The 24,362-nt window shown below is 56.7% G+C and carries 21 protein-coding genes; 9 read left to right on the forward strand and 12 right to left on the reverse strand.

Annotated features, from left to right (window positions below; genetic code table 11):
• Positions 1-13: 13 nt before the first annotated feature.
• Positions 14-301, forward strand: coding sequence for a SelT/SelW/SelH family protein (locus WH279_RS16675; protein WP_133841995.1), 288 nt, complete (start codon positions 14-16; stop codon positions 299-301).
• A gap of 96 nt (positions 302-397) precedes the next feature.
• Here WH279_RS16675 and WH279_RS16680 read toward each other — a convergent pair whose 3' ends face one another.
• Both WH279_RS16680 and WH279_RS16685 read right to left on the reverse strand, forming a co-directional pair.
• Complete coding sequence (locus tag WH279_RS16680) at positions 398-2,779, reverse strand: TonB-dependent receptor domain-containing protein (RefSeq protein WP_339457785.1); 2,382 nt, start codon at positions 2,777-2,779, stop codon at positions 398-400.
• A 913-nt stretch (positions 2,780-3,692) separates the two neighbouring features.
• Positions 3,693-4,172: a GNAT family N-acetyltransferase gene (locus WH279_RS16685; RefSeq protein WP_200644144.1), complete on the reverse strand. Its 480-nt coding sequence runs from the start codon at positions 4,170-4,172 to the stop codon at positions 3,693-3,695.
• 93 nt (positions 4,173-4,265) lie between these two features.
• Here WH279_RS16685 and WH279_RS16690 point away from each other — a divergent pair, with 93 nt between their 5' ends.
• Positions 4,266-5,183 (forward strand): LysR family transcriptional regulator, encoded by a 918-nt coding sequence (locus tag WH279_RS16690; RefSeq protein ID WP_339457786.1) that lies wholly within the window; start codon positions 4,266-4,268, stop codon positions 5,181-5,183.
• On the opposite strand, the gene WH279_RS16695 is transcribed toward WH279_RS16690, so the two are convergent.
• Positions 5,180-6,517 (reverse strand): LLM class flavin-dependent oxidoreductase, encoded by a 1,338-nt coding sequence (locus WH279_RS16695; RefSeq protein WP_339457787.1) that lies wholly within the window; start codon positions 6,515-6,517, stop codon positions 5,180-5,182. The genes WH279_RS16690 and WH279_RS16695 overlap by 4 nt on opposite strands.
• Positions 6,518-6,744: 227 nt before the next feature.
• On the opposite strand from WH279_RS16695, the gene WH279_RS16700 reads away from it, so the two are divergent.
• On the forward strand, positions 6,745-7,662 hold the full coding sequence (locus WH279_RS16700) for a bestrophin family protein (protein ID WP_133842155.1): 918 nt from the start codon (positions 6,745-6,747) through the stop codon (positions 7,660-7,662).
• Between the two features lie 115 nt (positions 7,663-7,777).
• Positions 7,778-8,821, forward strand: coding sequence for a Gfo/Idh/MocA family protein (locus tag WH279_RS16705; protein ID WP_339457788.1), 1,044 nt, complete (start codon positions 7,778-7,780; stop codon positions 8,819-8,821).
• A gap of 153 nt (positions 8,822-8,974) precedes the next feature.
• Here WH279_RS16705 and WH279_RS16710 read toward each other — a convergent pair whose 3' ends face one another.
• On the reverse strand, positions 8,975-9,979 hold the full coding sequence (locus WH279_RS16710) for a Gfo/Idh/MocA family oxidoreductase (protein ID WP_200644147.1): 1,005 nt from the start codon (positions 9,977-9,979) through the stop codon (positions 8,975-8,977).
• 111 nt (positions 9,980-10,090) lie between these two features.
• Here WH279_RS16710 and WH279_RS16715 point away from each other — a divergent pair, with 111 nt between their 5' ends.
• A complete protein-coding gene (locus WH279_RS16715; RefSeq protein WP_339457789.1) occupies positions 10,091-11,122 on the forward strand; it encodes a LacI family DNA-binding transcriptional regulator in 1,032 nt (343 codons plus the stop codon).
• Positions 11,123-11,138: 16 nt separating this feature from the next.
• Here the strand turns inward: WH279_RS16715 and WH279_RS16720 are convergent, their stop codons facing one another.
• From WH279_RS16720 to WH279_RS16735, 4 genes are all read right to left on the reverse strand, one after another.
• Positions 11,139-11,516, reverse strand: a complete 378-nt coding sequence (locus tag WH279_RS16720) for a hypothetical protein (RefSeq protein ID WP_200644149.1) — start codon at positions 11,514-11,516, stop codon at positions 11,139-11,141.
• A 333-nt stretch (positions 11,517-11,849) separates the two neighbouring features.
• The gene (locus WH279_RS16725) at positions 11,850-12,407 is read right to left on the reverse strand and encodes a hypothetical protein (protein WP_339457790.1); all 558 of its coding nucleotides are present in this window, start codon (positions 12,405-12,407) and stop codon (positions 11,850-11,852) included.
• Between the two features lie 183 nt (positions 12,408-12,590).
• Positions 12,591-13,790 (reverse strand): enoyl-ACP reductase FabV, encoded by a 1,200-nt coding sequence (fabV, locus tag WH279_RS16730; protein WP_339457791.1) that lies wholly within the window; start codon positions 13,788-13,790, stop codon positions 12,591-12,593.
• 192 nt (positions 13,791-13,982) lie between these two features.
• On the reverse strand, positions 13,983-15,323 hold the full coding sequence (locus WH279_RS16735; RefSeq protein ID WP_339457792.1) for a D-serine ammonia-lyase: 1,341 nt from the start codon (positions 15,321-15,323) through the stop codon (positions 13,983-13,985).
• Between the two features lie 401 nt (positions 15,324-15,724).
• Between WH279_RS16735 and WH279_RS16740 the strand changes: the two genes are divergently transcribed.
• Positions 15,725-16,999 carry a Glu/Leu/Phe/Val family dehydrogenase gene (locus WH279_RS16740; protein WP_339457793.1) on the forward strand — a complete coding sequence of 425 codons (1,275 nt, stop codon included), beginning with the start codon at positions 15,725-15,727 and terminating at the stop codon, positions 16,997-16,999.
• Between the two features lie 460 nt (positions 17,000-17,459).
• Here WH279_RS16740 and WH279_RS16745 read toward each other — a convergent pair whose 3' ends face one another.
• The 3 genes from WH279_RS16745 to WH279_RS16755 form a co-directional block, all read right to left on the reverse strand.
• Positions 17,460-17,885: a hypothetical protein gene (locus WH279_RS16745; protein WP_133841981.1), complete on the reverse strand. Its 426-nt coding sequence runs from the start codon at positions 17,883-17,885 to the stop codon at positions 17,460-17,462.
• 48 nt (positions 17,886-17,933) lie between these two features.
• Positions 17,934-18,380, reverse strand: coding sequence for a DUF441 domain-containing protein (locus tag WH279_RS16750; protein ID WP_133841980.1), 447 nt, complete (start codon positions 18,378-18,380; stop codon positions 17,934-17,936).
• Between the two features lie 69 nt (positions 18,381-18,449).
• Positions 18,450-19,376: an AraC family transcriptional regulator gene (locus WH279_RS16755; RefSeq protein ID WP_339457794.1), complete on the reverse strand. Its 927-nt coding sequence runs from the start codon at positions 19,374-19,376 to the stop codon at positions 18,450-18,452.
• A 120-nt stretch (positions 19,377-19,496) separates the two neighbouring features.
• Here WH279_RS16755 and WH279_RS16760 point away from each other — a divergent pair, with 120 nt between their 5' ends.
• Genes WH279_RS16760 through WH279_RS16770 form a run of 3 tightly spaced genes read left to right on the forward strand, consistent with a single transcriptional unit; the run spans position 19,497 to position 23,643 of the window.
• Positions 19,497-21,479, forward strand: coding sequence for a TonB-dependent receptor (locus WH279_RS16760; RefSeq protein ID WP_339457795.1), 1,983 nt, complete (start codon positions 19,497-19,499; stop codon positions 21,477-21,479).
• Positions 21,476-22,468, forward strand: coding sequence for a methyltransferase domain-containing protein (locus WH279_RS16765; RefSeq protein WP_339457796.1), 993 nt, complete (start codon positions 21,476-21,478; stop codon positions 22,466-22,468). Before WH279_RS16760 ends, WH279_RS16765 begins: the two co-directional genes overlap by 4 nt.
• Positions 22,465-23,643 carry an MFS transporter gene (locus WH279_RS16770; protein ID WP_339457797.1) on the forward strand — a complete coding sequence of 393 codons (1,179 nt, stop codon included), beginning with the start codon at positions 22,465-22,467 and terminating at the stop codon, positions 23,641-23,643. The genes WH279_RS16765 and WH279_RS16770 overlap by 4 nt, the downstream gene beginning before the upstream one ends.
• Here the strand turns inward: WH279_RS16770 and WH279_RS16775 are convergent.
• Positions 23,640-24,272: a hypothetical protein gene (locus WH279_RS16775; protein WP_339457798.1), complete on the reverse strand. Its 633-nt coding sequence runs from the start codon at positions 24,270-24,272 to the stop codon at positions 23,640-23,642. The genes WH279_RS16770 and WH279_RS16775 overlap by 4 nt on opposite strands.
• Between the last annotated feature and the right edge of the window lie 90 nt (positions 24,273-24,362).

Raw genomic sequence — 24,362 nt, forward strand, 5'->3', positions numbered from 1 at the left:
TGAGGTTACTTGCATGAGCCAATTACCGGTTGTCACGATCCAATATTGTTCCCAGTGCAACTGGATGCTGCGCGCCAGTTGGATGGCGCAGGAACTGCTGCATACCTTCAGTACCGATCTCGGTGCGGTTACCCTCATCCCCGGTACCGGCGGCGTGTATGAGATCACGGTAAATCAGCAGGTGATCTGGAACCGTAAAACCGATGACGGCTTTCCGGATGCCGCCGAGATCAAACGCCGCCTGCGCGCCGTCTGCTTCCCGGAGCGGGATTTGGGGCATATTGATCAGCACGCAAAATAAAGGGCTGACCAAAAAAGAAGGTCAGCCCCTACGCATCCTGTAAGGGGCGACCCTTTTTTCTGGTCGCCCGTGCTGGTGTTCAGCATTTGCTTTACATCAGAAATCGACGTTCACACCTAACTGGAAGTTACGTCCTGGCTGGACGGCCAGTGAGCGGTCGTTGATATCCACCTGAGTTTCCCCGGTCATATTACGGCTGCTGAGATAATCCCAATATTTACGATCGGTCAGGTTATATACCCCACCGCTCAGCTTCACGTTCTTCGTCACTTTCACCCAGGCCGTCATATCCACCATGCCGTAACCCGGCACGCGCGCATATTCCGTGGTGGCGTCCGTCAGGGCGCCTCCGCTGTTCTGGTAGCTGTTGCGGTTGGTGCTCTGCGCCTGCTTCCCTTTAACAAAAGTCGCGGTGATCGCCGTACCAAAGCGCTGCGCCGGATCGTCAAACGCCACGCCAACCACGGCTTTCATCGGGGCCACGCTGTCGAGGTCAACATACTTGTCGCCATCATAGCGGGATTTGGCCTGGCCCTTGCTGTAACCCAACGCAAAGGTGGTACTCAGGCCGTTAACCTGATCAAACCAGGTGCCATAGTTGATTTTGGTGCTGACTTCTCCGCCCCAGATATAGGCTTTATCACGGTTTTCTGCCTGATAGATAGTGGCTATATTCGCAGGAACATTGACGAATTTGTCCGGTGCCGTAGCGCGAGAATAACGGGTCGACGCAATAAAGTTTTTATAGGTGTTATAGAACATCGCACCATGCAGCGTTACGCCTTCCGTTGCCTGGCCCTTCACGCCCCATTCAACGTTGTTACTGGTTTCCGTTTCCAGATCGGTATTGCCCAGCAAGGCATACTGACGGTTTCCGGCGTAGCTGGAACCGAGGTTCCATGAACCATACAGCTGGCTGGCGTTCGGGAACTGCGCGCCGCGCTTGTACTGCACGTAGGTCATCAGCTGCGGGGTAATATCATAGTTAAAGCTGATGGACGGCAGCAGCTGCGTATCGCTGTTGGTTTTTCCGTACAGCTTCTCTGCATCGGCAGGCGTCAGCACATCCGTGCCCGCGGCCATATTGGCGAGGTTCTGCGGTTTGGTTTCCTGATGCGCCACACGCACGCCCGGCACCACAGAGAACGCATGACCATCAAGGTCAAACAGGATACTGTCCTGCACAAACGCGCCCAGCACCAGGGTACGGCTGTCACCCTCAGGTTTGGTGGTCATGCTGGTGCCGCTCTGTGCCGGAGACTGGCTGAACGGGCGTTCGGTTTCTGAAAGTCGCCCGTTGATCCCGGCCAGCAGATCGTGGCGACCCAGCGTCTTCGCCAGTTGGGCTTCGTAGCCGTACGTTTCCACGTTGTAATCAGAGTACACGCGCTGCATAGCACCCGCAGTGCCTAATGGCATCAGCGTATTGTCGTGTGCTTCAGTGTGCTGGTAATAAATTTTATTACTCAGGCTGTCGACCCAGTCGTTACCCGGTGTCCACTCATCTTTCAGGCTGACACCCCAGCGGCGGGTGTTGCTTTGCTGGTTCGCATCGCCCAGTAAGGTATTGCCGTCAGTGGCCCAGCTGTCATAGCGGCTGTGATTCACTTTGCTGTAAAAATCGACCGTTCCGGTCAGCTTGTGCTCATCGTTCGGCTGCCAGATACCGGACGTCAGCAACGCGTCGGAGTGCCAGTTTTCCGGGTAAGCGTCAAGTTCATCGCTGTTATTACGGGTCTGCTGACCATCACGGCGGCTGTACACCATCAGACCACGCAGGGTTTCATCCCCGGCTGCAGCGGTGATGCCGTTATGCCAGCTGCGGCTGGAGGAGTCGTAATCGCTCTGGAAGCCAAACGCAGTGTGTTTGCCCGGCGTCAGATAATCATCGGCTGATTTCGGCAGGAAGGAGACGGTACCGCCCAGTGCGGTATTCGCACGTGACGTTATCGTTGCGCCGGATTCAATCTCGACGCGACCGTAGAGATAAGGGTCAATGTAGTCACGGCCGATGCCGAAGGTGTTCACCCCGGCACGGCTGGCGTAGCTGCGCCCGGTCGCTTCTGGCTGCGGGATGCCATCGACGTCAAGCGCCACGCGGTTACCTTCCAGACCACGGATGTTATAGCCGGTGTAGCCGCCCCGGTCGAAGCCGCTTTTGCCTGAGGAAGAACCACTGCTGCTGCCTACCGCGCCGATCAGCGGCTGGTAACGCATGATGGTACCGAAGTTATTGCCACCACGCTGCTGCATTTCAGCAGCATTAAGGGTAACTGAACTTCCTGCCGCCTTCTTCACTTCTGGCGACAAGACGGTCATCACCGCATCATTCTGCGGCGTGTTTTGTTGGCGGGCTTTGGCGGACGATTCATCGGTCTGCTCAGCCGCGGTAACCGGCGTGGAGACGGCTGCGGTGAACAGTGTCCCCACGACGAGAGACGTGTGCAGTAATCCCTGGCGGGATGAAAACTTAATCATGCGAAATACCTGCGATGTTATTATGGGTATTCGCTCAACAACGGCTTCAGGAATAGCAATTAGCAAAGCCCTGTGGCAGGGCAAACAACGTTTATAATTTGCGACATAATATATGAATGATAATCATTATCAACACTAATGTTGCAAAAGATTACCCTTGGCGGCGTCATTATTTCTTTTGTCTTACAAATGTAGGGGATGACCTTTTTTTGGTCGACCCGAAAAACAAGGGCAAGGTCAAGGTCAAGTGCTTAAGGTCAAGGGCGTTTCGCTTTCCCGCTGCGCGGGCTGAGCGACCCAGGGCGGCCAGTCGCCGCCGCCCTGGGGACCCGGGCTTGCGGCAGGCGCATCGCCCGCTAAAGCGGGTTCCCTCAGTCGGTCGGCTTTCCCGCCGGACTGGTTGTGACGGGACATCCCTGTCCCGGCACGCCCTCTCGCCGACGTCCTGTCGGCTCATCCTGGAAATCCGCCCTCCTTCGGCGAGGCTTAATTGCCGCTCAAAAGCTCAACGGCCAGGTCAAAAGAATAATCAAAGACAAGTCAGACAGACCAGACACAAAAAGCCTTTCTGGGCTTTTGGTCATTTTGTTTTTTTTAAAATTTGGGTTTTAGGGTTTGACCTGGGTTTTGATGTTGAGGCGGCAATTAAGCTGCGCTGAGGAAGTAATGTGAACCAGGATGAACCGCCAGGACGGCGGTGAAAGCTCGGGCCGGCACAGGGAAGTGCCGTCACGAGCGGTCCGTCGGTGAACGGAACTGACGAAGGCACCCGTGAAACGGGCGCGGCGCCTGCCGCAAGCCCGGGGTCAAGGGGCGGCGGCGCCTGGCCGCCCCTTGTCGCTTCGCCCGCGCAGCGGGAAAGCGAAACGCCCTTGACCTTAAGACCTTGACCTCAACGCAGAGCGCAAAAAACTCAGGATTCAGCAAAATCCGTCAATACCTGCCCTTCCATCCGGTAACGCACCCACTCATCCTGCGGCGCAGCCCCAATGCTTTTATAAAAATCGATGGCAGGCTGATTCCAGTCCAGCACGCTCCATTCGAGTCGTCCGCAGCCGCGCGCCACCGCAAGTTGTGCAATATGGCGCAGCAGCGTTTTACCGGCTTTCTGACCGCGAAAACGCGGGCTGACATACAGATCCTCAAGGTAAATACCGTTTTTCCCCAGCCACGTAGAGTAGCTGGTAAAGAACACCGCGTAGCCCGCTGCAACACCATCCACTTCACAAATCAGCGCTTCACTGGTGGAATCATCAGCAAACAGTGACGTTTCAATATCCTGCTGACTGGCGACCACTTCGTGCAGCGCTTTCTCATATTCAGCCAGTTCGGCGATCATCGCGAGGATCAGTTTGGCGTCCTGGCGTTCGGCGCGGCGGATAACGGTATTCATAATCATTCCCTGGAGCAGACAGTTGATGGTCGCCAGCATAACCGCTAATCTCTGCTGAATGAAGTGCATTATCCTCAGCGAATAGTGAATACCATGCATCTTAATCTTCGTTCCCTCGACCTGAATCTGCTGCTGGTGTTTGATGCGGTGTACCACCATCAATCGGTGACGCGTGCTGCCAGCGAACTGGCACTCAGCAACTCGGCGATAAGCCATGCGCTGGGCCGCCTGCGCCGCTACTGCGACGATGAGCTGTTCTACCGCGTCGGCCATCAGATGCAGCCTACCCTGTTCGCCAGCGACCTGGCCGTGACGGTACACGACAGCCTGCACCTGCTGAATCAGGGCGTACAGAAACGCCCGCGCTTTGACCCGGCCAGCAGTCAGCACAGCTTTACCTTTGCCGTGACCGATTTTACCGCCTTCAGCCTGTTCCCGCGGCTGATCGGTCACTTACAGCACGTGGCTCCGGGGCTGCGTTTTCAACTGGTTCACAGCCAGCAGAAAGTGGCCCTGCATGAGCTGATGTCGGGCCGCGTGGATTTTGCGCTGGGATTCAGTGAGAATCACGACCGAAAATGGCCGGAAATTGATGAACTGGACTGGCTGGAAGATGAGTATGTCACCATCGCTTCCCCGACGTTTTTCCCCGCTGACCCGCCGCTGACGCAGCAGCAGTATATCGCTGCCCGCCATCTGGTGATCACCCCGTGGAATGAGGAATCGGGGTATATTGATAGTGAACTGGCCGCCATCGGTCTGAAGCGCGAAGTGGCGCTCAGGATGCCCTCAATGCTGGGCGCACCGTTTATTATTGCCCAAAGCCCGCTGCTGCTGACGCTACCGCGCCACGCCGCGCAGACGCTGAATGCCAGCGCGGACTATGTGATCCACCCCCTGCCGTTCCGCATCCCTCCGTTCAGGGTGAAGGTCTACAGCTGGCAGAAAAACAGCCAGCGCGAGGCCTGCCACTGGCTGCTGGCGCGTCTGCGTGAGCTGAAAACGGCTTAACCCGCCTCGCGCAGATGCTCGCGGGCCTGGCTGTAACGGTTTGGCCGCGCCGGAATATCCAGGCGCTCACGCAGCGTACTGCTGTCATCCTGATGCCAGTAACCCCGCGCTTCGAGGATCGGCAGCACATAGCGCACCACATCCTCCAGCGCTTCATTCAGCACCGGGCCACAGATAATAAAGCCGGTGGCACCGCCCTGTTCCACCCAGCGAATAAAGGTATCGGCCACCTGCTCAGGGGTGCCGAAAAACTCGCCTTTTGGCAGGGTGGTACGGAAAGCCACTTCGCGCAGCGTCAGCTTTTCTTCTGCCGCCAGGCGTTTGATCTGATCGGTGGTGGAGCGGAAACTGTTCTCCCCCAGATTACCCAGCTCAGGGAACGGGCCGTCCGGATCGTACTGGCTGAAGTCGTGATGGTCGAAGAAGCGGCCAAGGTAGTTCAGCGCCTGCTCCAGTGATAACAACGACAGCAGATAGCGATATTTCTCTTCCGCTTCCTGCTCTGTGGCACCAACAATCGGGCTGATGCCCGGGAAGATCCCCACCGGTTCGCGCCCCTGCTGCTTCACCTGTTGGTTCAACTGGGCCGCATAGGTTTGCGCCTCTTCCAGCGAACGCGCATTGGTAAACACGGCATCCGCCGAGGCCGCCGCCAGACGAATACCTGATTCTGAAGCGCCCGCCTGGAAGATCACCGGCTGGCCCTGCGAGGAGCGCTGAATATTCAGCGGACCTTCTACCGAGAAGTGTTCGCCCTGATGATTAAGTTTATGCAGTTTCTGTGCGTCAAAGAACTCGCCGCTCTGCTGGTCACGAATAAATGCACCCTCTTCCCAGGAGTCCCACAAGCCCTGCACCACCTCGATATACTCACGGGCAATCTGATAACGCTGCCCGTGTTCCGGATGATCTTTACCAAAGTTACGCGCCGATCCCGCCAGCGGCGAGGTCACCACATTCCAGCCCGCACGACCGTTACTTAACAAATCGAGTGATGCCAGCTGGCGCGCCACGGTAAAGGGATCGCTGTAAGAGGTCGAGATGGTTCCCGCCAGCCCGATACGCCGGGTCACTGCCGCCAGCGACGACAGCAGTGCAACCGGCTCAAAGCGGTTCAGAAAGTGTGGCAGTGATTTTTCGTTAATGTGCAGACCGTCGGCAACGAACAGAAAATCCAGACCGGCCTCTTCCGCCTGATGCGCTAACTGGTGATACCAGTTGACGTTAACACTGGCGTCGGCGGGAACGCTACGGTGCCGCCAGGCATTCATAAAGCCGCCTGCGCCCTGTAACATCAGGCCGAGTTTAATCCGTTGTGGGGTTTTCTGGCTCATGTGTGCTGCTCCCTGTTCGATGGAATATGAGCTCAGATTTTCATAAAACCCCGACGGAATTAAATACCAATATCGGCTTTGTAATGCCGCTTTGTGGCAAACCCCGTGACGGTGGGTCGCGCGCATGGAAAGAGGTTCCCATTTTCCTGACCCGGCCAGAGGCGTATGATGCTGCACTTTGGTTATACAAATGTTGTTTGCCTGCACCTTATTCGGATACCTTCGCTATGATCGTTCGCCCCCATCAACACTGGTTCCCGCGCCTTTTCTCCTGGCACGGTGCGGTGTTATCAAAAATTCTGTTCCGCCTCAGCCTGAATCTGATGATGGCCATCTTCGCGGTGATCTGCTTTCAGTGGTATGAGACGCTGGGCATTCGTCTGACGACAGCGCCTTTCAGCCTGCTGGGCGTGGCGATTGCTATCTTCCTCGGGTTTCGCAACAGCGCCAGCTATGGCCGTTTTGTTGAAGCGCGCACCCTGTGGGGCGGCCTGCTGGTGGCGCAGCGTTCGCTGCTGCGCCAGGCGAAGGGGGCTTTGCGCCGCGACCCGGCAGCGGTACGCGAGTTTGGCGGCCTGCTGATGGCCTTTAGCTGGAGCCTGAAACATCAGCTACGCGGCACCGATGCCAGTGACGATATCCGCCGTCTGGCACCGAAAAGTGTGCAGGATGAGGTGCTGGCCAGCCCGTTTCGCGCCAACCGTCTGCTGCTCTGTATGGGGCGCTGGCTGGCGGATAGACGGGAAGAAGGGGCGATTTCCGACCTGCTGTATAACGGTATGGACGGCAACCTGAATGAACTGGCGCATATTCTTAGCGGCTGCGAACGCATCAGTACCACACCAATTCCTTTTGCCTACAGCCTGATTGTGCACCGTACCGTATATCTGTTCTGTACCCTGCTGCCGTTCGCGCTGGTGGCAGACCTGCACTACATGACACCGCTGGTGTCGGTGTTTATCTCTTACACCTTTCTGTCGCTGGAATCGCTGGCTGAAGAGCTGGAAGATCCGTTCGGCACGGCGGCTAACGATCTGCCGCTGGATGCTATCTGTAACACCATTGAACGCATCCTCAGCGAAATGAACGATTTGACGCCGCTGCCTGCCGCCCATCAGCCGGACGCACGTTTCAATCTCATTTGATGGTTTTCCATCATCAAAGCGTTTTCCCCTGCGATTCTGGCTATTTATAGTGAAAGGATCGCCGCCGGGCGTGACCGGGCGGTGACCCTACTCTCTATAATAATCAGGAGCCTCCATGTTTCCGTCACAGTTACCTCAACCACGTATTGTTGACCCCAAGGCTGTCCCTGTCCTGCGCTGGGGCATTATCGGACCGGGCTGGATTGCTGAACGTTTTGCCAAAGCCCTGAAAGAAGGCACCTCGCAACAGCTGGTGGCTATCGCGTCACGATCACAGGAACGTGCCGCTGCATTTGCCGATAAAATGGGCATCCCACAGGCCTTTGGCAGCGCCGCTGAACTGCTGGCACAACCGGATATCGATGCGGTGTATATCGCCACACCGCATAATCATCACTATCCGGACGGGCTACAGGCATTGCAGGCCGGCAAGCATGTACTCATTGAGAAACCGCTGGCACTCAACGCGCAACAAGGCCAGGCGCTGGCCGAGCTGGCGCAGGCGAAAGGATTGCTGTGTATGGAGGCAATGTGGTGTGATTTCCTGCCAAAATACGATGTGATCAGCCAGTTGCTGGAAGATGGCGTGCTGGGGGACCTGCATACGCTGCTGGCCGACCACGGCGAGTTTTTCACGCCCGATCACCGTATTTTTAATGCCGACCTTGCCGGTGGCCCGATGCTGGATCTTGGCAGCTACCTGATTGGCTTCAGCATTAAGGTCGCCGGTGCGCCTGACTCGATTTATGCCACCGGGCAGCAGGTACCCGGCGGGGTTAACGGCCAGGCATCAATGCTGCTGACGCATCACAACGGCATGCATTCCGTGCTGAATACCACCCTGTTCAGCAACACACCGGGAGGCGCAGTGATTGCCGGACGCGATGCGTCACTGAATATTGCCGGATCATTCTATGCGCCGGGGCCATTTACACTGACGGCCAGCCAGGGTGGCAACGTGCTGCATTTCGACGAACCGCGCAACCGTTATGACCAGCTGTTCCACGAGGCGGTACATTTTGCCTGGTGTGTCGGTCAGGGGAAAACCGAGTCGCCGGTGCGTCCGTTGTCGGCCTCGCTGGCAACGTTAAGTGCGATGGATGAAGTGCGGCGGCAGATTGGCCAGGTGTTTAACGAGGAACAAAATTTAACACATTGATTAAAAAGAATTCCCCGTAGTGGGCGGCCTTCTGTTTGGGGGGGCCAGCGGCGCAGGTGCAAATCATCAGCACGGGTCGATCGGAAAAGATGATCGACCCCTACATGAATTATGTGCATATCATTGGCATGGGTCGACCGGGAAAACGATCGGTTACAACGTCTGAACCTGACAAAAACGCCCCGTCTCCAGCGATTTCACCGCAGCCTCAGCAATTGCCTGCGCCTGCAAACCATCCTGTAACCCCGGCACAGACACTGACTCACCGTTCAGCGAACGCACAAACGCATCCAGATGCAGGTAATACGTCTCTTTCACCCGGTTAAACCAGTCGGCATACAGCGCGGGACGCGTGATACCCTCAGTGGTATACAGCGTGGCGCCCGCAGGGCTTTGCGCACCGGACTCTGACATCCCTTTCGCCCCCAACAGCGTAATCCGCTCCTCGTAGCCGTAACCAGTACGACGTGTGTTATCGAGCTGTGCCAGTGCCCCGCTGTGCATCTTCATGATCAGCACCGAGGTATCCACATCGCCAAACTGAGCGATCTCCGGCATCGCCAACGCCGAACCCAGCGCACCAATGGTGTCGACTTCATCCCCGGTGAGCCAGCGCAGCAGATCGAAGAAATGGATCGCCTGGTCGCGCATCTGCCCGCCCGAGGTTTGCAGATAGCTTAGCGGGGGCAATTCAGACGCGCGGCACACCATCTGAATCAGTTCGGCTTTGCCCAACAATCCCTGCTGAAAATGCTGTTTCAACTGATTGTGGCTGGGATCAAAGCGCCGGTTAAATCCGACGGTGACGGCAGCCTGATAACGTGACACTTCATCCACGACTCTGCGTGCTTTATCCAGCGACAGATCGATCGGCTTTTCGCAGTACACCGCCTTGCCTGCGGCCACAGCGGCCGTCAGAAATTCGGCATGGGACGGCGTGGAGGTGGCAATCAGCACGCTGTCGATCGCATCGCTGTTGATGGCCTCCAGCACGCTGCCCACCCGGGCACCGTAGCAGGTGGCAATGGCATCCGCGCGGGCGCTGTCCTGATCCGCCACCATCACCAGTTCAATGTCCGGATGTGCCGCCAGGTTTTTTGCATGGACCTGACCAATAAATCCTGTGCCCAGCAGGGCAAAGTGTCGTTTCTGTACCATTGTTGCGACGCCTGTATCGATAGAATGTTAACGTTTCGTTGCCAGAATAGCGTCCGCGAATATACTTGCTGAAACGACATTTTGATGGAAAGCCATCATGCGGAGCAAAGAGTGAAGAAGATCACGCTGGAAGCGGTGGCTAAACAGGCGGGTGTGGGCGTCGCCACCGTTGACCGGGTCATGAATGAACGCGGAGGCGTTTCCCCTGCCACCACCCGACGGGTATTGCAGGCGGCAAAGGAGGTTGGGCTGAAACGCCCGTTACCGGACGAACATCGCCAGCCGTGGCAAATTGAGCTGCTCCTCAGCAGCAGCGATGCCTTTTTCTTCCACCAGCTTTCTCAGGATTTCAGCCAGCTCGCCGGGCAGCTCGGCTACGGTCACGTCACGCTGCATCGCACCCTGATTGCTGAATCGGAACCTGACATGCTGGCGACGCAGATCATAAAGGCCGCTGCAAGGCGCGATGGCATCATCATTTTTGCCCATGAGCATCCGGCCATTTTTGCCGCGCTGGAACAGTGCCAGCAGCAGCAGGTTCCGGTGATCACCCTGGTCACCGATCTGCCCGGCGCACCGCGTCTGTGTCATGTGGGGATTAACCAGCGCCAGGCCGGACGCACCGCCGGGTTACTGATGGGCAATATGCTGACTGCGGCTGGCGACATCATCATTATCAGCGGGCGTTTTGACTATCTGGCGCACCGCCAGCGGGTGGACGGTTTTAGCGAAGTCATCACCAGCAAATTTCCACATCTGCGTGTCCACAAAGTGCTGGCAGCGCTCGACGATCGTCAGCAGGTCGGCCGCCTGCTGGAGGAGCAGCTCTATCACAACCGGGAGCTGCACGGCATCTATAACACCGGGCTGGGCAACCGGGAGATCGCTGACGTCCTGGCGCGTCATCGTCTGCTGAAAAAATCGTTATTTATCACCCACGAACTCTACCCCACCACGCGTCAATTGCTGGCGGAAGAGGCCGTGATACTGACGCTGGATCAAAATACCCGTGAACATGCGCAGCGCGCGCTGACACTGATGCTGGAAAAACTGGAATGGCAAAAGAGGCCTGATGAATATCAGGACGGGAAAGTCGAATTCATGCTTTATACGCGGGAGAATATGTCACCAGGGCCGGAATAACCGGCCCTGACGGGAATCACACTTCTTTGATGATCAACTGCATCAGCGTACTGCGAATTTCTTCACACACACGGCGCACGTTGTACTGATATTTTGGTGTGGCGATTTCATCGATCTCACTGCCCACCTTGTCCTGGATTTCACGATATTTTTCCAGTTGACCATTCGCTCGCAGGAAACGTTGGTTGTATTGCTCGAATACCGTGACGTTATAAGCCTGCATCACCTGCAATTCTTTGCGGCACTGGTCGACACGTGCGTCAAAGCTGGACAGAGACTTCTGCTCAGACACGACAGGTGGCGGTGGTGGATTATGAGATGGAGCACGTTCAGGAGGCATGGCACAACCCGTTGCCAGTAATGCGGCAATCAAAACCGGTGCAAATTTCGTCATTATATCACCCGAGTTAGGGTCCTGCTTTTGCAGGATATATTTACGTTCTCAGCAAATAATAGCAAAAAATGTCGCCTGATTACCACAAAGGTGTTCAGCAAACATAAAATTTTATTTTTAATACCTTAGCGATATTTTAACCTGACGTTAACGCCTGGGGTACGGAGAGTGTTGCTGCTGGAGCCTCAGCGGGAGGGGAATGAAGCCATCATGACCGGCTTTTTGTTCCGTCGGCCATCAGTACCTGCCTGATTTTAGCGCACACCATAAACCAGGGGCGACCGGAAAAAAGGTCGCCCCTACGAGGTTCATGCCGTCATTACACGGTAATCGTTACTTCGCGAGAATATTATTCACCGCAGCAGCGTGGCCCACTTTATCTTTTGAGCCGGAGATCACCTGAATCACGGTGAATTTATTATCAGCGGCCGATAACAGCGTGGCCTGCTGGACATTCTTGCCGTCCATTTTATCGGTCGCTTCAATGTGATAAACCTCAAGGCCTTTCACCTTCTCGGTTTTCTCACTGATCACCGTATAATCAGGCGAAGCCTGCTTCTGTTTGTCTTTGATGGATTTCATGCCATCAATGAAATCAGCATCGGTGGCGCCACGGGCCACAACCGGGATAGCATCTTCACCGATCAGCAATACGCGTTTTTCCGCTTTGCTGACGTACATATTACCCGGGCCGCCGCCAGGAACAGGCTGCATCTCATAACCCTTCAGGTTAAACGCCAGATGTCCGCCAAGTAAGGAGACTTTCTCTGCCGCGGCCGCGTTGGCTGCGGGTGCTTTAGCTTCTGCCGCAACAGCCATATTTGCCGCACTGCTTAATGCCATCGCCATACACAGTGATCCTGCCAGAGTCATTGATTTTGATAATTTCATTATTCGAGCTTCCTTCTTCAAATTAAGATTCATTGTATTAATATTGTTATTCAATCAACCATCAGATTACTCTCGATCCTTATTTTCATCCTGTTTACCTGATATCGCATGACAAATGACAGGGTGATGAAGATAAAAAAAGGGCGACCCGTGGCCGCCCTTAGATAATATCCTTAACAGAAATTACATCTGTACCAGATTTTTGATTTTCACATCGGGATTAACATCCGCAGCGTAGTCTACGCCGTCCAGACCGAAGCCGAACAGGTGCATAAACTCGGTTTTGTAGCCAGCGAAGTCAGAGACATCGTTCAGGGTCTCGTCGGTCACGGTCTGCCACAGACGGGCGACTTCGTCCTGCACTTCTGGCTGCAACTCTTTGTAGTCAGCGCGCAGACGGCCAGCGTCATCCAGAATCGGTGAGGCGTTGTACAGGCTGTCTTTAAACAGACCGTACACCTGCTCGATGCAACCTTCGTGGGTACCCTTCTCTTTCATCACTTTAAACAGCAGTGACAGATACAGTGGCATCACAGGAATTGCAGAGCTTGCCTGGGTCACAACCGCTTTCAGTACAGAAACGCGTGCGTCACCGTTACCGTGAGCGGCCAGGGTGTCACGAATGGTCAGAACACGCTTGTCCAGATCCTTTTTCGCTTCGCCGATAGAACCGTTCCAGTAGATGTCGTGGGTGATTTTTTCGCCCAGATAGGTGAACGCCGTGGTCTTCGCGCCATCCGCCAGCACACCGGCTTCCAGCAGCGCATCAATCCACATCTGCCAGTCTTCGCCGCCCATTACCGCGACGGTGCCATCGATCTCTTCCTGAGAAGCAGGCTCCAGCGACACGTCAGTCAGGGTTTCTTTATCGGTGTTCAGGCCGCGCGTGGTCAACGGCTTACCGATCGGTTTCAGGGTTGAGTTGAACACTTCACCGGTTTTCGGATGGGTACGGCGTGGCGCAGCCAGGCTGTAAACCACCAGGTCAACCTGACCCAGATCTTCTTTGATCAGTTCGATGGTTTTCTGCTTAACCGCATCGGAGTAAGCGTCGCCATTGATGCTTTTTGCATACAGGCCTTTTTCAGTCGCGAACTCTTCAAATGCCGCAGAGTTGTACCAGCCAGCGGTAGCGGGTTTGGTCTCTTCGCCTGCACGCTCGAAGAACACACCCAGTGTGTCAGCGCCGCAGCCAAATGCCGCAGAGATACGGGCAGCAAGGCCGTAACCGGTAGAGGCACCAATCACCAGCACTTTTTTCGGACCGGAGGCAATCGCGCCCTGAGCGGTGACGTACTCGATCTGTTTTTCTACGTTAGCTTTACAGCCTTCTGGATGGGCAGTAACACAGATGAAGCCACGGATGCGTGGTTTAATAATCATATTGACCTCAGTAATAGTCACTATACCCGTCATGCTTCTTGTTGCTGGTGCGTAGCCCGCAACAGGACGCTTCCGGGTATAATTCATCGTCTTTTCCATAAAATTAGCGCGTTAGAATACCGCGTATGCCGGTTCAGGCAAAGTGCCGAAACATTCTTATCGTTATCCCGTCACTTTATCACCACGCTTTGCTCAGGGAGTGAGCAAACTCTGAGCCTGCGCGAGGTAATGCGCCATTTCGCTTTCCGGCACCATACCGCCGCCCGTTGCCCACACCAGATGTGTGGCACCGGCAAGCGATGAGGCGCTGATGCCCTGCTCTGCCAGGCGCTGCGGTTCAGCGCTGATGCGCCACGGCCCGCACATTCCCGCCAGTGCCGAAGGTTCTAATGCCAGCGACTCATGCTGGTGCAATAACCCCAACAGGGCGTACATTTCCTCGTCGCTCAGCGTATAAAAGGCGCTGAGCAGCCGCGCCATGGCGCGCCCGACAAAACCGGAGGCGCGCCCCACGGCCAGGCCATCGGCTGCCGTGCGATTATCAATGCCCAGATCCTGCACCGAGATCGCATCATGCAGCCCGGTGTGGACCCCCAGCAGCATGCAGGGAGAGTGCGTCGGTTCGGCAAAAACACAATGCACGTGATCGCCAAAAGCCAGCTTTAGGCCGAAGGCCACACCGCCGGGGCCGCCCCCCACGCCACAGGGCAGATAAACAAACAGCGGATGGTCGGCATCCACGGTTATATTCTCAGCGGCAAACTGCTGTTTCAGCCGTTCTCCGGCCACCGCATAGCCGAGGAAAAGATTGTGCGAGTTCTCGTCATCAACGAAGAAACAGTGTGGATCGGATGCCGCCTGACGACGCCCTTCAGCCACCGCCACGCCATAATCCTGCTGGTACTCCACCACATTCACGCCATGATCGCGCAGTTTCTGCTTCTTCCAGGCACGCGCATCGGCCGACATATGTACCGTGACATCAAACCCCAGGCTGGCACTGATGATACCAATCGACAGGCCAAGATTTCCCGTTGAGCCGACAGCAATCCGCTGCTGGCGGAAAAGTGCACGACAGTCAGGCGATGCAAGACGACGGTAATCTTCGTCCAGCGTCAAGAGTCCGGCGGATAGCGCCAGTTGCTCGGCATGGGCCAGCACTTCATAAATGCCGCCGCGCGCTTTGATCGAACCCGATACCGGCAGATGGCTGTCTTTTTTCAGCCACAGTTTACCCGCAAGCACTTGCCCGTAACGGGCATCCAGCACCGGCTGCAGCCGTGGCAGTGCACAGATATCAGACTCGATAATCCCCTGCCGCGCACGCGTTTCCGGAAATGCCTCCACCAGCCAGGGCGCAAATCGCTGTAGTCGTGCGCTGGCATCGGCAACCTGTTCACGCGTCAATCCAACATGAGGATAGCCTTCGGCCAGCGGTGTGGTGCCGGGATTGAACCAGGTAACCGGTTGTAAGGCACTTAGCGTGTTAAGCAGTGGAAAATCCTGCTTGAGATGTTCGAGGTCCGTTAACATGGTGACTTCTCCTGTCTTTGAAAATATTCGGGGGTAACGCCCGACCATTGCCACAGGCACACGCGTTAAAACCCAAAGTTTGATCTCATTCAAATTTTTGAAAAATATAAAGAAAATTCTGATATGCATTTTATCTGCATAATTACCACCTGCCAACGGGCAGCGTAACAGGCCAATGCAATATGACCAGCTAACTATGCATTTACATCCCGGAAATTGCCTCACTAACGTAGAATTTCACAATATTTTAAAGAGTTGGAAACCTTTTTTTGATGTTAAGTTAGGGGCAACTCAGTGAGATGCACTGAGCCATCCACGGTATTACAGTATTTATAACTAAGCGCCACCCGCCCGCTATGTCATACGCCAGACGGACAGGCGCTAAACAAAAAAGGTTTGTTATGGAAAAGCTCTCTTACGTTTCTGAAGGCAGCAAAACGGCCTGGTCAACTTACTTACAACAGATCGATCGTGTCGCACCTTATCTCGGTGACCTGTCGCGCTGGGTGGATACCCTGCGTCACCCTAAACGTTCCCTGATTGTTGATATTCCTCTGCAAATGGACGATGGCAGCATTCGCCACTTTGAAGGCTTCCGCGTGCAACACAACCTGTCGCGCGGCCCGGGCAAAGGCGGTGTGCGTTACCATCCTAACGTCGATTTGAACGAAGTGATGGCGCTCTCAGCCTGGATGACGATCAAGTGTGCAGCGGTCAACCTGCCGTACGGCGGGGCGAAAGGCGGAATTCGTGTTGATCCGTTTAGCCTGTCAGAAGGTGAGCTTGAACGCCTGACTCGCCGATATACCAGCGAAATTGGTCTGATTATCGGCCCGCAAAAAGATATTCCTGCGCCGGACGTGGGCACCAATGCCAAAGTGATGGCATGGATGATGGATACCTATTCCATGAACCAGGGCACCACGATCACGGGCGTGGTCACGGGCAAACCGATTCACCTTGGCGGTTCTCTGGGCCGTGAAAACGCGACCGGACGCGGGGTGTTTATTACCGGGCGCGAAGTGGCACGCCGCAGCGGTATCGAGATTGAAGGGGCGAAAGTCGCCGTGCAGGGCTTCGGTAACGTTGGTAGCGAAGCGGCGCGGCTGTTTAATGAGGCAGGCGCCCGCGTGATCGTTATTCAGGATCATACCGCCACCCTGTATAACCCGGCGGGGATTGACCTGGTGGCACTGAGCGAATGGCAGTTGGCCAACAAGAAGATTGCCGGGTTCAGCGGTGCGCAGGTGATTGATGATGAGGCCTTCTGGGACGTTGAAATGGATATCCTGATCCCGGCAGCGCTGGAAGGTCAGATCACCCGTCAGCGCGCGGAAAAACTGCACTGCCGTCTGGTGCTGGAAGGCGCTAACGGCCCCACCTTCCCGGAAGCCGATGATGTGCTGGCGGAACGCGGCATTACCGTGGTGCCGGATGTGGTCTGTAACGCAGGCGGCGTGACCGTCAGTTACTTTGAGTGGGTTCAGGATATGGCCAGCTTCTTCTGGAGCGAAGACGAAATCAATGAGCGCATGGATAAGATCATGACCGAAGCGATGGTCCACGTCTGGGATAAATCCCGTGAGAAAACCTGCAGCCTGCGCACAGCGGCCTACATTGTGGCCTGCGAACGCATCCTGATGGCGCGTAAAGATCGCGGCATCTACCCTGGATGATCCCCAACGGGGTGGTCTCCACCACCCCGCTTTTTACCCGCCTCCCCCAGCGATCCTGACCTCTTTCAGCGGATGATAATTTCTATCAAACCTATCATTGGCTGACATTTCCCTCTGTTAACTTTGACATACTTCAAAGAATTTATATTTCATTGTGACAATAAATAGAATTTAAATTCCTTTTCACTTAGTCTGAGCCCTTCTGCAACAGACAGTTTCGCCTCAGAGCGAGCATTAAACCGCTAAAGTAAGATAGTTTTCTATCATTAATGCTGATAGCTCTGAGTGCATGTGGCTCCCGGGTGAAGCCTGGGACGAACGCGTACAGCGCAACTAAGATAACTCTATGACCGGGGCGCGCAGCCGCAGCTAACGCAGGCGCAGCTCGAAGTATGAAGGATAAATTGAAGTAGGGTTGGCAGGATGACTAGGCAGGCACCGTAGGGCGCCTGCCCTTTTTTTAGGCTTCTTTGATACCGGCTTCCACTTCTGCCTGCTGATAACGCTGCTTAAAGGCCTCGTTCTCTTCGACCAGACGCAGTGCCGCTTCCACCAGCTCGTTCTGCACCAGGGTGGTTGCACCCTCGCTGGTTTTCCAGTGGATGTACATCACGCACAATGCCGCAACCTGAAGCTTATCGCCCTCGTCGTTGCTGCCATCAAACTGATACTCGGCCCGCGACCAGTGATACACCGGCACGACAAACGGCATATCGCCGCTTTCATCCAGCTCCGGCAGCGTGGCAAACAGTTCTACCATCTCTGGCGTCGCTTCATAGTTCTGGCGGCCGATGGCATCCATCTGGCGACCGTGGGCGCGGGTTTTATTGGCCTGTTTCTGCTTCAGTTTGGCGCGTTTATTACGTTTATCTTGTTTAGTGCTCACACTGTTTCTCTGTCAGATAAAATTCTGGCGGCAGGATAACATATTTGCTCAGGATTTCCCGATCATCAGCGAGACCAGCCCTGCGGCAATCAGCGGACCAACCGGAACGCCACGGAATAACGAAACGCCAATAATCGTCCCAATCAGCAACCCCCCGACCACGGTAGGCTGGCTGCTCATTAATGCCACGCCGCGCCCGCCAACCCAGGAAACAAAAATGCCCACCGCAATCGCCAGCAGTGATTTCCAGTTCAGGAAGGAGTGCATCAGGGTGGTGGAAGGCAGTGTACCGCTGGCAATCGGTGCCATGACGCCGATGGTCAGAATAATGATCCCGACCGTTACCCCCTGCTTTTCAATCCACGGGAACGTCTGTTGCAGCGGCGTCATACGGATGGCGACCAGCACTAACAGGGCAATGGTGACAGTGAGGTTGTGGCTGAAATAACTCAAAGCGGCAAGAAACAGCAGAATAACGAGGGTCAGATCGAACATTTTTCTCTTCCTGAAATAACAGTTACATAACATCTTGTGCTAACAGCATAAGCATTTTCCGTATCGACTCTACTGTTTTTTTCCCATCACCGCGCTGGCATGACGGCCAAAATAGCGATGAAACGCCACGCTGAAGTTATTCGCATGGCGATAACCTACCTGCCAGCCCGCCTGCGCCACCTGATATCCCTGCTCCAGCAGGCGGTGCGCCTGTTCCATGCGCAGCTGTAACAGCATCTGTCCCGGCGTCGTATGAAAACGCTGATGAAAACCCTGCTTTAGTTTGTAATCACTCAACCCCACCGCCATCGCCAGCGTGCTGAGGGAGAACGGCTCGTCCAGATGCGCCAGCATCCATTCCCGTGCCTGCTCCAGCCGCCGATCGTCCTGGGGGTGCAGCGGCCGGTTCTCCGCCGACGGGAGCAAATGCCGGTAAAGCGCCAGCAGATTCAGCGCGTGGATCTGCTGCATCAGCGGATCATGGCGGCTGCCTTCCAGCTGTGCCAGTAGCGTCTCTGTGGCCGGGTTAAACGGCGTCCAGGCATGGTGGGTCAGTATGGGCAGCCGGAACAGGCGTTCACACACCTCTTCACCAAAATAGTGTTTCACGCCGCTGGCCCCAATCAGCAGACGCAGCTGACTGACCGTTTCGCATGCACGATAGTGCCGCTCGCCCACGCTGCCGTGGAAGCTGGTCATGGTCAGATAGTGCTGGCTGAAGCGGGTTTCCTGCCCTTCCCGCCCCTGATAAACCGAATGGCCTGCCAGACCGAAGGTCAGCACCAGCATCGGCTGTGCATGAGGATTGCAGGTTTCTTCAATCAGCGGCCGCTGAGGTTGATACAACGAGCGCACCAGCGTCATGCCGTCCGCAAGCGTGGTGAAATGCGAACGACAGTCACCGACCGTTGGCGGTAATGCGCGGATGGCACCCGTCACCTGCGCATCAGCGGCGCTGATGCGATAGCTTTGTGTGCCCTGAAAAGGCTGGATCATCAGGTTCACCGTTTCCCAGAGTAAAATCACCGCCTCGCAGATAAACGAGGATAATAAGCATTCTCATTTATAGATAGCATAGTTGGCGTTTCTGCGCTATCGACAACAATGAGGATCACCATGAGTACAGGTTACTGGGGGCTATTGCTGGCCCTGCCCGGCATCGCTGCTGCCGCCACCGATACCCCTATTCAAACCGCCGGCGATGAGATGGTGGTGACCGCCACAAAAACGGCCCTGCCTGCCGTCGAGGTGCCTGCCTCACTGTCGGTACTGTATGGCGAGGATCTGGAGGCACAACGGGTGGAGGAGATAAGCCAGCTGGCGGCACGCACGCCAGGCCTGGTGTTTCAACCCTGGGGACAGTCGGGCACCAACCTGCCCGTGATGCGCGGCCTGAGCGGCAGTGCGACCGGCTTCTCCTCCTCCGTATTACTCAGCGAAGACGGTGTGCCGCAGCTGACGAATCAGGGGTTTGATAATGCCTTTATGGACGTGGAGCGCGTGGAGATCCTGCGTGGGCCACAATCCTCGCTGTATGGCCGTAACGCCGAGGCCGGGGTGATCAATGTGGTAACCCGCACTCCGGACAACCTGCAACGCGGCAGGATCGACGCGATTTATGGCAGCCGCAACCGTCAGCAGCTGCGCGGGAGTTTCAGCACGCCGCTGGTTGAGGATCGGCTGTATATGGCCGTTGCCGGGGAGTGGAAATCCCATGATGGCGACATTGACAATGCCCTGCGCGGCGGTAAAGCCGATGACCGTGAGCGTGATAATCAGCGGCTGCAACTGCGCTGGACGCCCACCGATGCTGACGATCTCCGTCTGCGTTACAGCCATCAGAACTATCACGATGGCGGTTCACAATGGGGTCCGGTGGCCAGCCGCGATCGGGTCGTCAACAGCGGCACCGATTCCTGGAACCATTCCCGTGCCAGCGTGATCTCCCTCGACTATCGCCATCTGCTGGCGAACGGCTGGCAGTTCCGTTCCATCAGCGCACAAAGCGACTTCTGGGATCGTGTGCAGCAGGACACCGATTTTATCGCCGCCGATCGTCTGCATCTGCAACGCGACTACCATCTGACCACCCGTTCGCAAGAGTTCCGCTTACAGGGCGAAGGCGACCGCCACCGCTGGCTGGCCGGGCTCTATTTTGACGCCGACGATCATCATTTCCGCTATCAGCAGAAACTGCCGCTGATGCTGACTGAGCAACGCATTGCGCAGCGTGGTAACACGCAGGCGATGTTTGGTGAATGGACGCAAATGCTGAGCGGGCCGTGGAGCCTGACGCTGGGCGGCCGCGCTGAACGCAGCGCCATCAGCGTCACGCCTTCAACAGTGGACAAGCGCGAAGCCAGCTGGCACAGCCTGTCACCCAAACTGGCCTTGCAATACCAGTGGCGACCTGACGTACAGACGTACGCCAGCTACAGCCAGGGTTTCCGTGCCGGGGGGTTTAACCTGTTCTCCCCGGCCACGCAGTATGCCCCCTACAACCCGGAGAAAGTGAAATCCTGGGAACTGGGGATCAAAGGGCTGTCCGACGATAAACGCCTGCGCTACAGCAGCTCCATCTATCTGATGGATATCAGCGATATGCAGGTGCAGCAGATCGTTCAGGCGGGCGTGGTGTACATCGGCAATGCCGCCAAAGCCCGCTCGACAGGCTGGGAGCTGGAGGCAGATTACGCCTTGCTGCCAGAGCTGCGCGTGCAAGGCTCGCTGGGCCTTAACCATACGCGCTTTGATCGTTATCAGGACGGTGCGAATAACTATGCCGGGAACCATAACCCCTTCGCCCCGGATGCCACCGCCAGCCTCGGTCTGCGTTACGACCATAAAAGCGGGGCTTACAGCCAGCTGCAATGGCACGGCGTAGGCCGCAGCTTCCTCGATGCCGCTAATCAATATCAGCAGGCTGGCTACGGTGTTCTGGATATGACCATCGGCTATGCCTGGCGCGACCTCGATGTGTCGCTGTACGTCGATAATCTGACGGACAAAGAGTACGACGCGGTGGGCTACATCAATGGCACCGTACGTGTTTACAGCCCGGCGCGTGAAATGGGCCTTAAAGTGAGCTATCAATTATGAATACTGTGCTGAAACACCTGGACCGGCTGGCCGCCAGCAGCGTGATCGCCGACGCGTTGGCGGTGGCCCTCGACCATCGTCTTTTCCATCATTTGCAACAGCCGCAAACGGCGGCACAGCTGGCGGCCAGACTGAGCTGGCACCCGGACCCCACGGCCCCGCTGCTGGAGCTGCTGTGGAGTGACGGGTGGCTGAATCGCGAAGGCGATCGTTATCGGGTAACGGAGGCGGTACACGCGTTGCTCTGCCCGCAGGGGGATCGCTATGTGGGCGATGCCTGGCGCTATCGTCTGCGTTCACTGCGTGCTTTAGGCCAGCAGCTTCCGGCGCGGGTCACTCAACCGCGCCCTGGTTTCAGCGCGCAGCTGGCGCAGGATGCGGCCTGGGCCGAAGCCGCCAGCACACAGATTGCTCAGGAGCAGCGGGCGCTGACGGCGGATACGGCCTGCGCCATTGCCGCCACGCTACCGCACTTTACCCGCCCGGCAACCCTGCTGGATATGGGGGGTGGCCCCGGGCTGGTGAGCGCCGCGCTGGGGCAGCGCTATCCTCAGCTGCACGGCGTGGTACAGGACCTGCCATTAACCGCCGCCGTTGCCCAAAAGAATCTCAGTGCCGCCGGACTGGATGGCCGCTTTAGCGCGCGCAGTGAGCTGACAACAGAGGCGCGTTTCGACATTATCTGGTGCTCCTCGTTCCTGCATTTTGTCGCTGATCCACTGGAAACATTACGCCAGCTGCGGGCACGGCTGCGCCCCGGTGGCGTGCTGATCGCCGCCCATGCCGAAATTGGTCCACAGCCCGACCAGGCGCGCGAAGTGCTGCCCTTCTTCCTGCCGCTGATACTGCGCGGGAAACATGTGTTCCATCACGGCGAGATGACGCAGATGCTGGCTGATGCCGGATTCAGCGGTATCCGCTGCCAGCCGTATCCGTTCCCAATGGCACCGCTGATGGTGCATGTGGCGTTTCAGGACGCCACACCATGAGGCGCGCAGGATTACAGCTGCTGTTTTTCTGGTTTAACTTCAGCCTGACGCTGCCCGTCACCTGGCTGATGCTGGGGCTGCCGCTGATCCTGCACCAGCAGGGCTGGAGCGGCAGTGAACTGGGGCTGTTTCAGCTGGCCGCCCTGCCCGCCGTGATCAAGCTGTGGCTGGCGTTTCCGGTGCAGCGCAGCCGTCTGTTTCGCCAGCGCTATAAAGACTGGGGCAGCCTCCTTTGGCTGTTGCTGGCGGCACTGTTTGCGCTGCTGAGCCAGATATCGTTGCAGCAGGATAAAACCGTGCTGTTTATGCTGCTGCTCGCGGGCAGCCTGCTGTTGGCCTGGTGCGATGTGCCGGTGAATGCGCTGGCCATCGCGCTGTTTCATGACGGCGAGCAACCCCGGGCGGGCAGCGTACGTGCGGCGGCGCTGTTTGCCGGTGCGGTGGGGGGCAGCGGCGTTATGCTGCTGCTATGGCAGCACTATGGCTGGGCGCTTCCCTGCTGGCTGATGAGTGCGGCGGCGTTGAGCAGCGCCCTGCTGCTGCGCCTGCTGCCGGAACCAGCCCGGGACGACCCTCCTGCCGTGGCGGTACGGGGTTTCCTGCACCAGCCCGGCGGTAAAAGCTGGTTGCCGATCTGCCTGCTGGCCTTTCCCTTCCTCGGCTGCGGCTGGCTGTGGTTGAAACCCCTGCTGCTGGATGCCGGGCTACCGCTGCAACAGGTGATCCTCTGGGTCGGTGTTGGTGGCAGTGCGCTGGGAGCGGGGGTGAGTTTACTCAGCGCCCACTGGCTGACACGCCGCAATGCGGCGGCGGCACTGCCGGGCTGGCTGGCTTTTGCCAGCCTCTCGCTGGCCGTGATGGCGCTGGGTGTGATTGGGCAACTGCCTGCCCGTTATCTGCTGGCAATTTCAACGCTGATGGCGGCGGCGATTGGCGGGCTGTCAGCACTGATGTTTATGCTGATGATGGCATTCAGCCGTGCGGAAAATCGGGCGGTGGATTACGGTTTGCAGGCCAGCCTGTTTACGCTGTCGCGCCTGACGGTGCCGCTGTTCAGCGGGCTGCTGCTGGATCGGTTGGGTGCCGGAGCCATGCTCTCCACGTTGGCGCTGTTGACACTGCTGGTGGCGATATATGCCTGGCACCAGCGGCAGGCCATCGGCCAGCGCCTTTAATCCAGGAGATCAAGCGCGGCCTGCAAACTGACCTGCGGGCCACTGAGCACCGCCAGCGTGCTGTTCACGCGTTTCTCTGCCCCGCTCATCGACGCCTGCGCCAGCACGATGCAGCCCAGTGCGCATTCCGGTCGTTGCTGGATATAGTCGGCAATTTGCTGATGATAACCGTCGATGTCGCCCTGGTTAAACCAGGCCCAGGCACGGGGAACCAGCTCGACATACAGACGATCGCCGGGGATAAATGCGCTGAACAGCTGCCTGGTCGACTCCAGCGTCGACTGAGCGGTGCACAGCACCAGGATGGTGCCGTGATAACGCGAGGCAATTTTGGCCAGCGTGGCATCCACCCGCAGCACGGGTTTACTGAACTCGGCTTCCCACACCGCCACACCCAATGTGGTACAGGTGACAATGACCGCATCGGCCTGCTGGCACAACTCTTCAATCGCACGGCGCGTAGCGGCCACAATTTCGGGAGTGACGCCCTGTTCGCCCTGCGTCTGTGCAAACAGCTCAGCCTCTACACGGTGCAGCAGTTCAACCTCGTCGTAATCCAGCGTGGTTAACGCCTGCTCAAACACCTCGATATTGCTTCTGGCTGCGTGCAGGCAGGCAATGATGGTCATAACCGCATCTCTCTTAAGGGGCAGAAGGTTACTTTGGCAAAAATAACAGAAATTGCCAGCGAAACTATTCACACCCGAACGAAAGTTTCA

This window comes from Erwinia sp. MYb375, assembly GCF_037479175.1.
GTDB classification, from domain to species: Bacteria; Pseudomonadota; Gammaproteobacteria; order Enterobacterales; family Enterobacteriaceae; genus Erwinia; species Erwinia rhapontici.

Excerpts from the sequence above, each read along its gene's own strand:
- WH279_RS16675 (WP_133841995.1), top strand. The coding sequence starts at position 14 with ATGAGCCAATTACCGGTTGTCACGATCCAATATTGTTCCCAGTGCAAC.
- WH279_RS16680 (WP_339457785.1), bottom strand. The coding sequence starts at position 2,779 with ATGATTAAGTTTTCATCCCGCCAGGGATTACTGCACACGTCTCTCGTC.
- WH279_RS16685 (WP_200644144.1), bottom strand. The coding sequence starts at position 4,172 with ATGAATACCGTTATCCGCCGCGCCGAACGCCAGGACGCCAAACTGATC.
- WH279_RS16690 (WP_339457786.1), top strand. The coding sequence starts at position 4,266 with ATGCATCTTAATCTTCGTTCCCTCGACCTGAATCTGCTGCTGGTGTTT.
- WH279_RS16695 (WP_339457787.1), bottom strand. The coding sequence starts at position 6,517 with ATGAGCCAGAAAACCCCACAACGGATTAAACTCGGCCTGATGTTACAG.
- WH279_RS16700 (WP_133842155.1), top strand. The coding sequence starts at position 6,745 with ATGATCGTTCGCCCCCATCAACACTGGTTCCCGCGCCTTTTCTCCTGG.
- WH279_RS16705 (WP_339457788.1), top strand. The coding sequence starts at position 7,778 with ATGTTTCCGTCACAGTTACCTCAACCACGTATTGTTGACCCCAAGGCT.
- WH279_RS16710 (WP_200644147.1), bottom strand. The coding sequence starts at position 9,979 with ATGGTACAGAAACGACACTTTGCCCTGCTGGGCACAGGATTTATTGGT.
- WH279_RS16720 (WP_200644149.1), bottom strand. The coding sequence starts at position 11,516 with ATGACGAAATTTGCACCGGTTTTGATTGCCGCATTACTGGCAACGGGT.
- WH279_RS16725 (WP_339457790.1), bottom strand. The coding sequence starts at position 12,407 with ATGAAATTATCAAAATCAATGACTCTGGCAGGATCACTGTGTATGGCG.
- fabV (WP_339457791.1), bottom strand. The coding sequence starts at position 13,790 with ATGATTATTAAACCACGCATCCGTGGCTTCATCTGTGTTACTGCCCAT.
- WH279_RS16735 (WP_339457792.1), bottom strand. The coding sequence starts at position 15,323 with ATGTTAACGGACCTCGAACATCTCAAGCAGGATTTTCCACTGCTTAAC.
- WH279_RS16740 (WP_339457793.1), top strand. The coding sequence starts at position 15,725 with ATGGAAAAGCTCTCTTACGTTTCTGAAGGCAGCAAAACGGCCTGGTCA.
- WH279_RS16750 (WP_133841980.1), bottom strand. The coding sequence starts at position 18,380 with ATGTTCGATCTGACCCTCGTTATTCTGCTGTTTCTTGCCGCTTTGAGT.
- WH279_RS16755 (WP_339457794.1), bottom strand. The coding sequence starts at position 19,376 with ATGATCCAGCCTTTTCAGGGCACACAAAGCTATCGCATCAGCGCCGCT.
- WH279_RS16760 (WP_339457795.1), top strand. The coding sequence starts at position 19,497 with ATGAGTACAGGTTACTGGGGGCTATTGCTGGCCCTGCCCGGCATCGCT.
- WH279_RS16765 (WP_339457796.1), top strand. The coding sequence starts at position 21,476 with ATGAATACTGTGCTGAAACACCTGGACCGGCTGGCCGCCAGCAGCGTG.
- WH279_RS16770 (WP_339457797.1), top strand. The coding sequence starts at position 22,465 with ATGAGGCGCGCAGGATTACAGCTGCTGTTTTTCTGGTTTAACTTCAGC.
- WH279_RS16775 (WP_339457798.1), bottom strand. The coding sequence starts at position 24,272 with ATGACCATCATTGCCTGCCTGCACGCAGCCAGAAGCAATATCGAGGTG.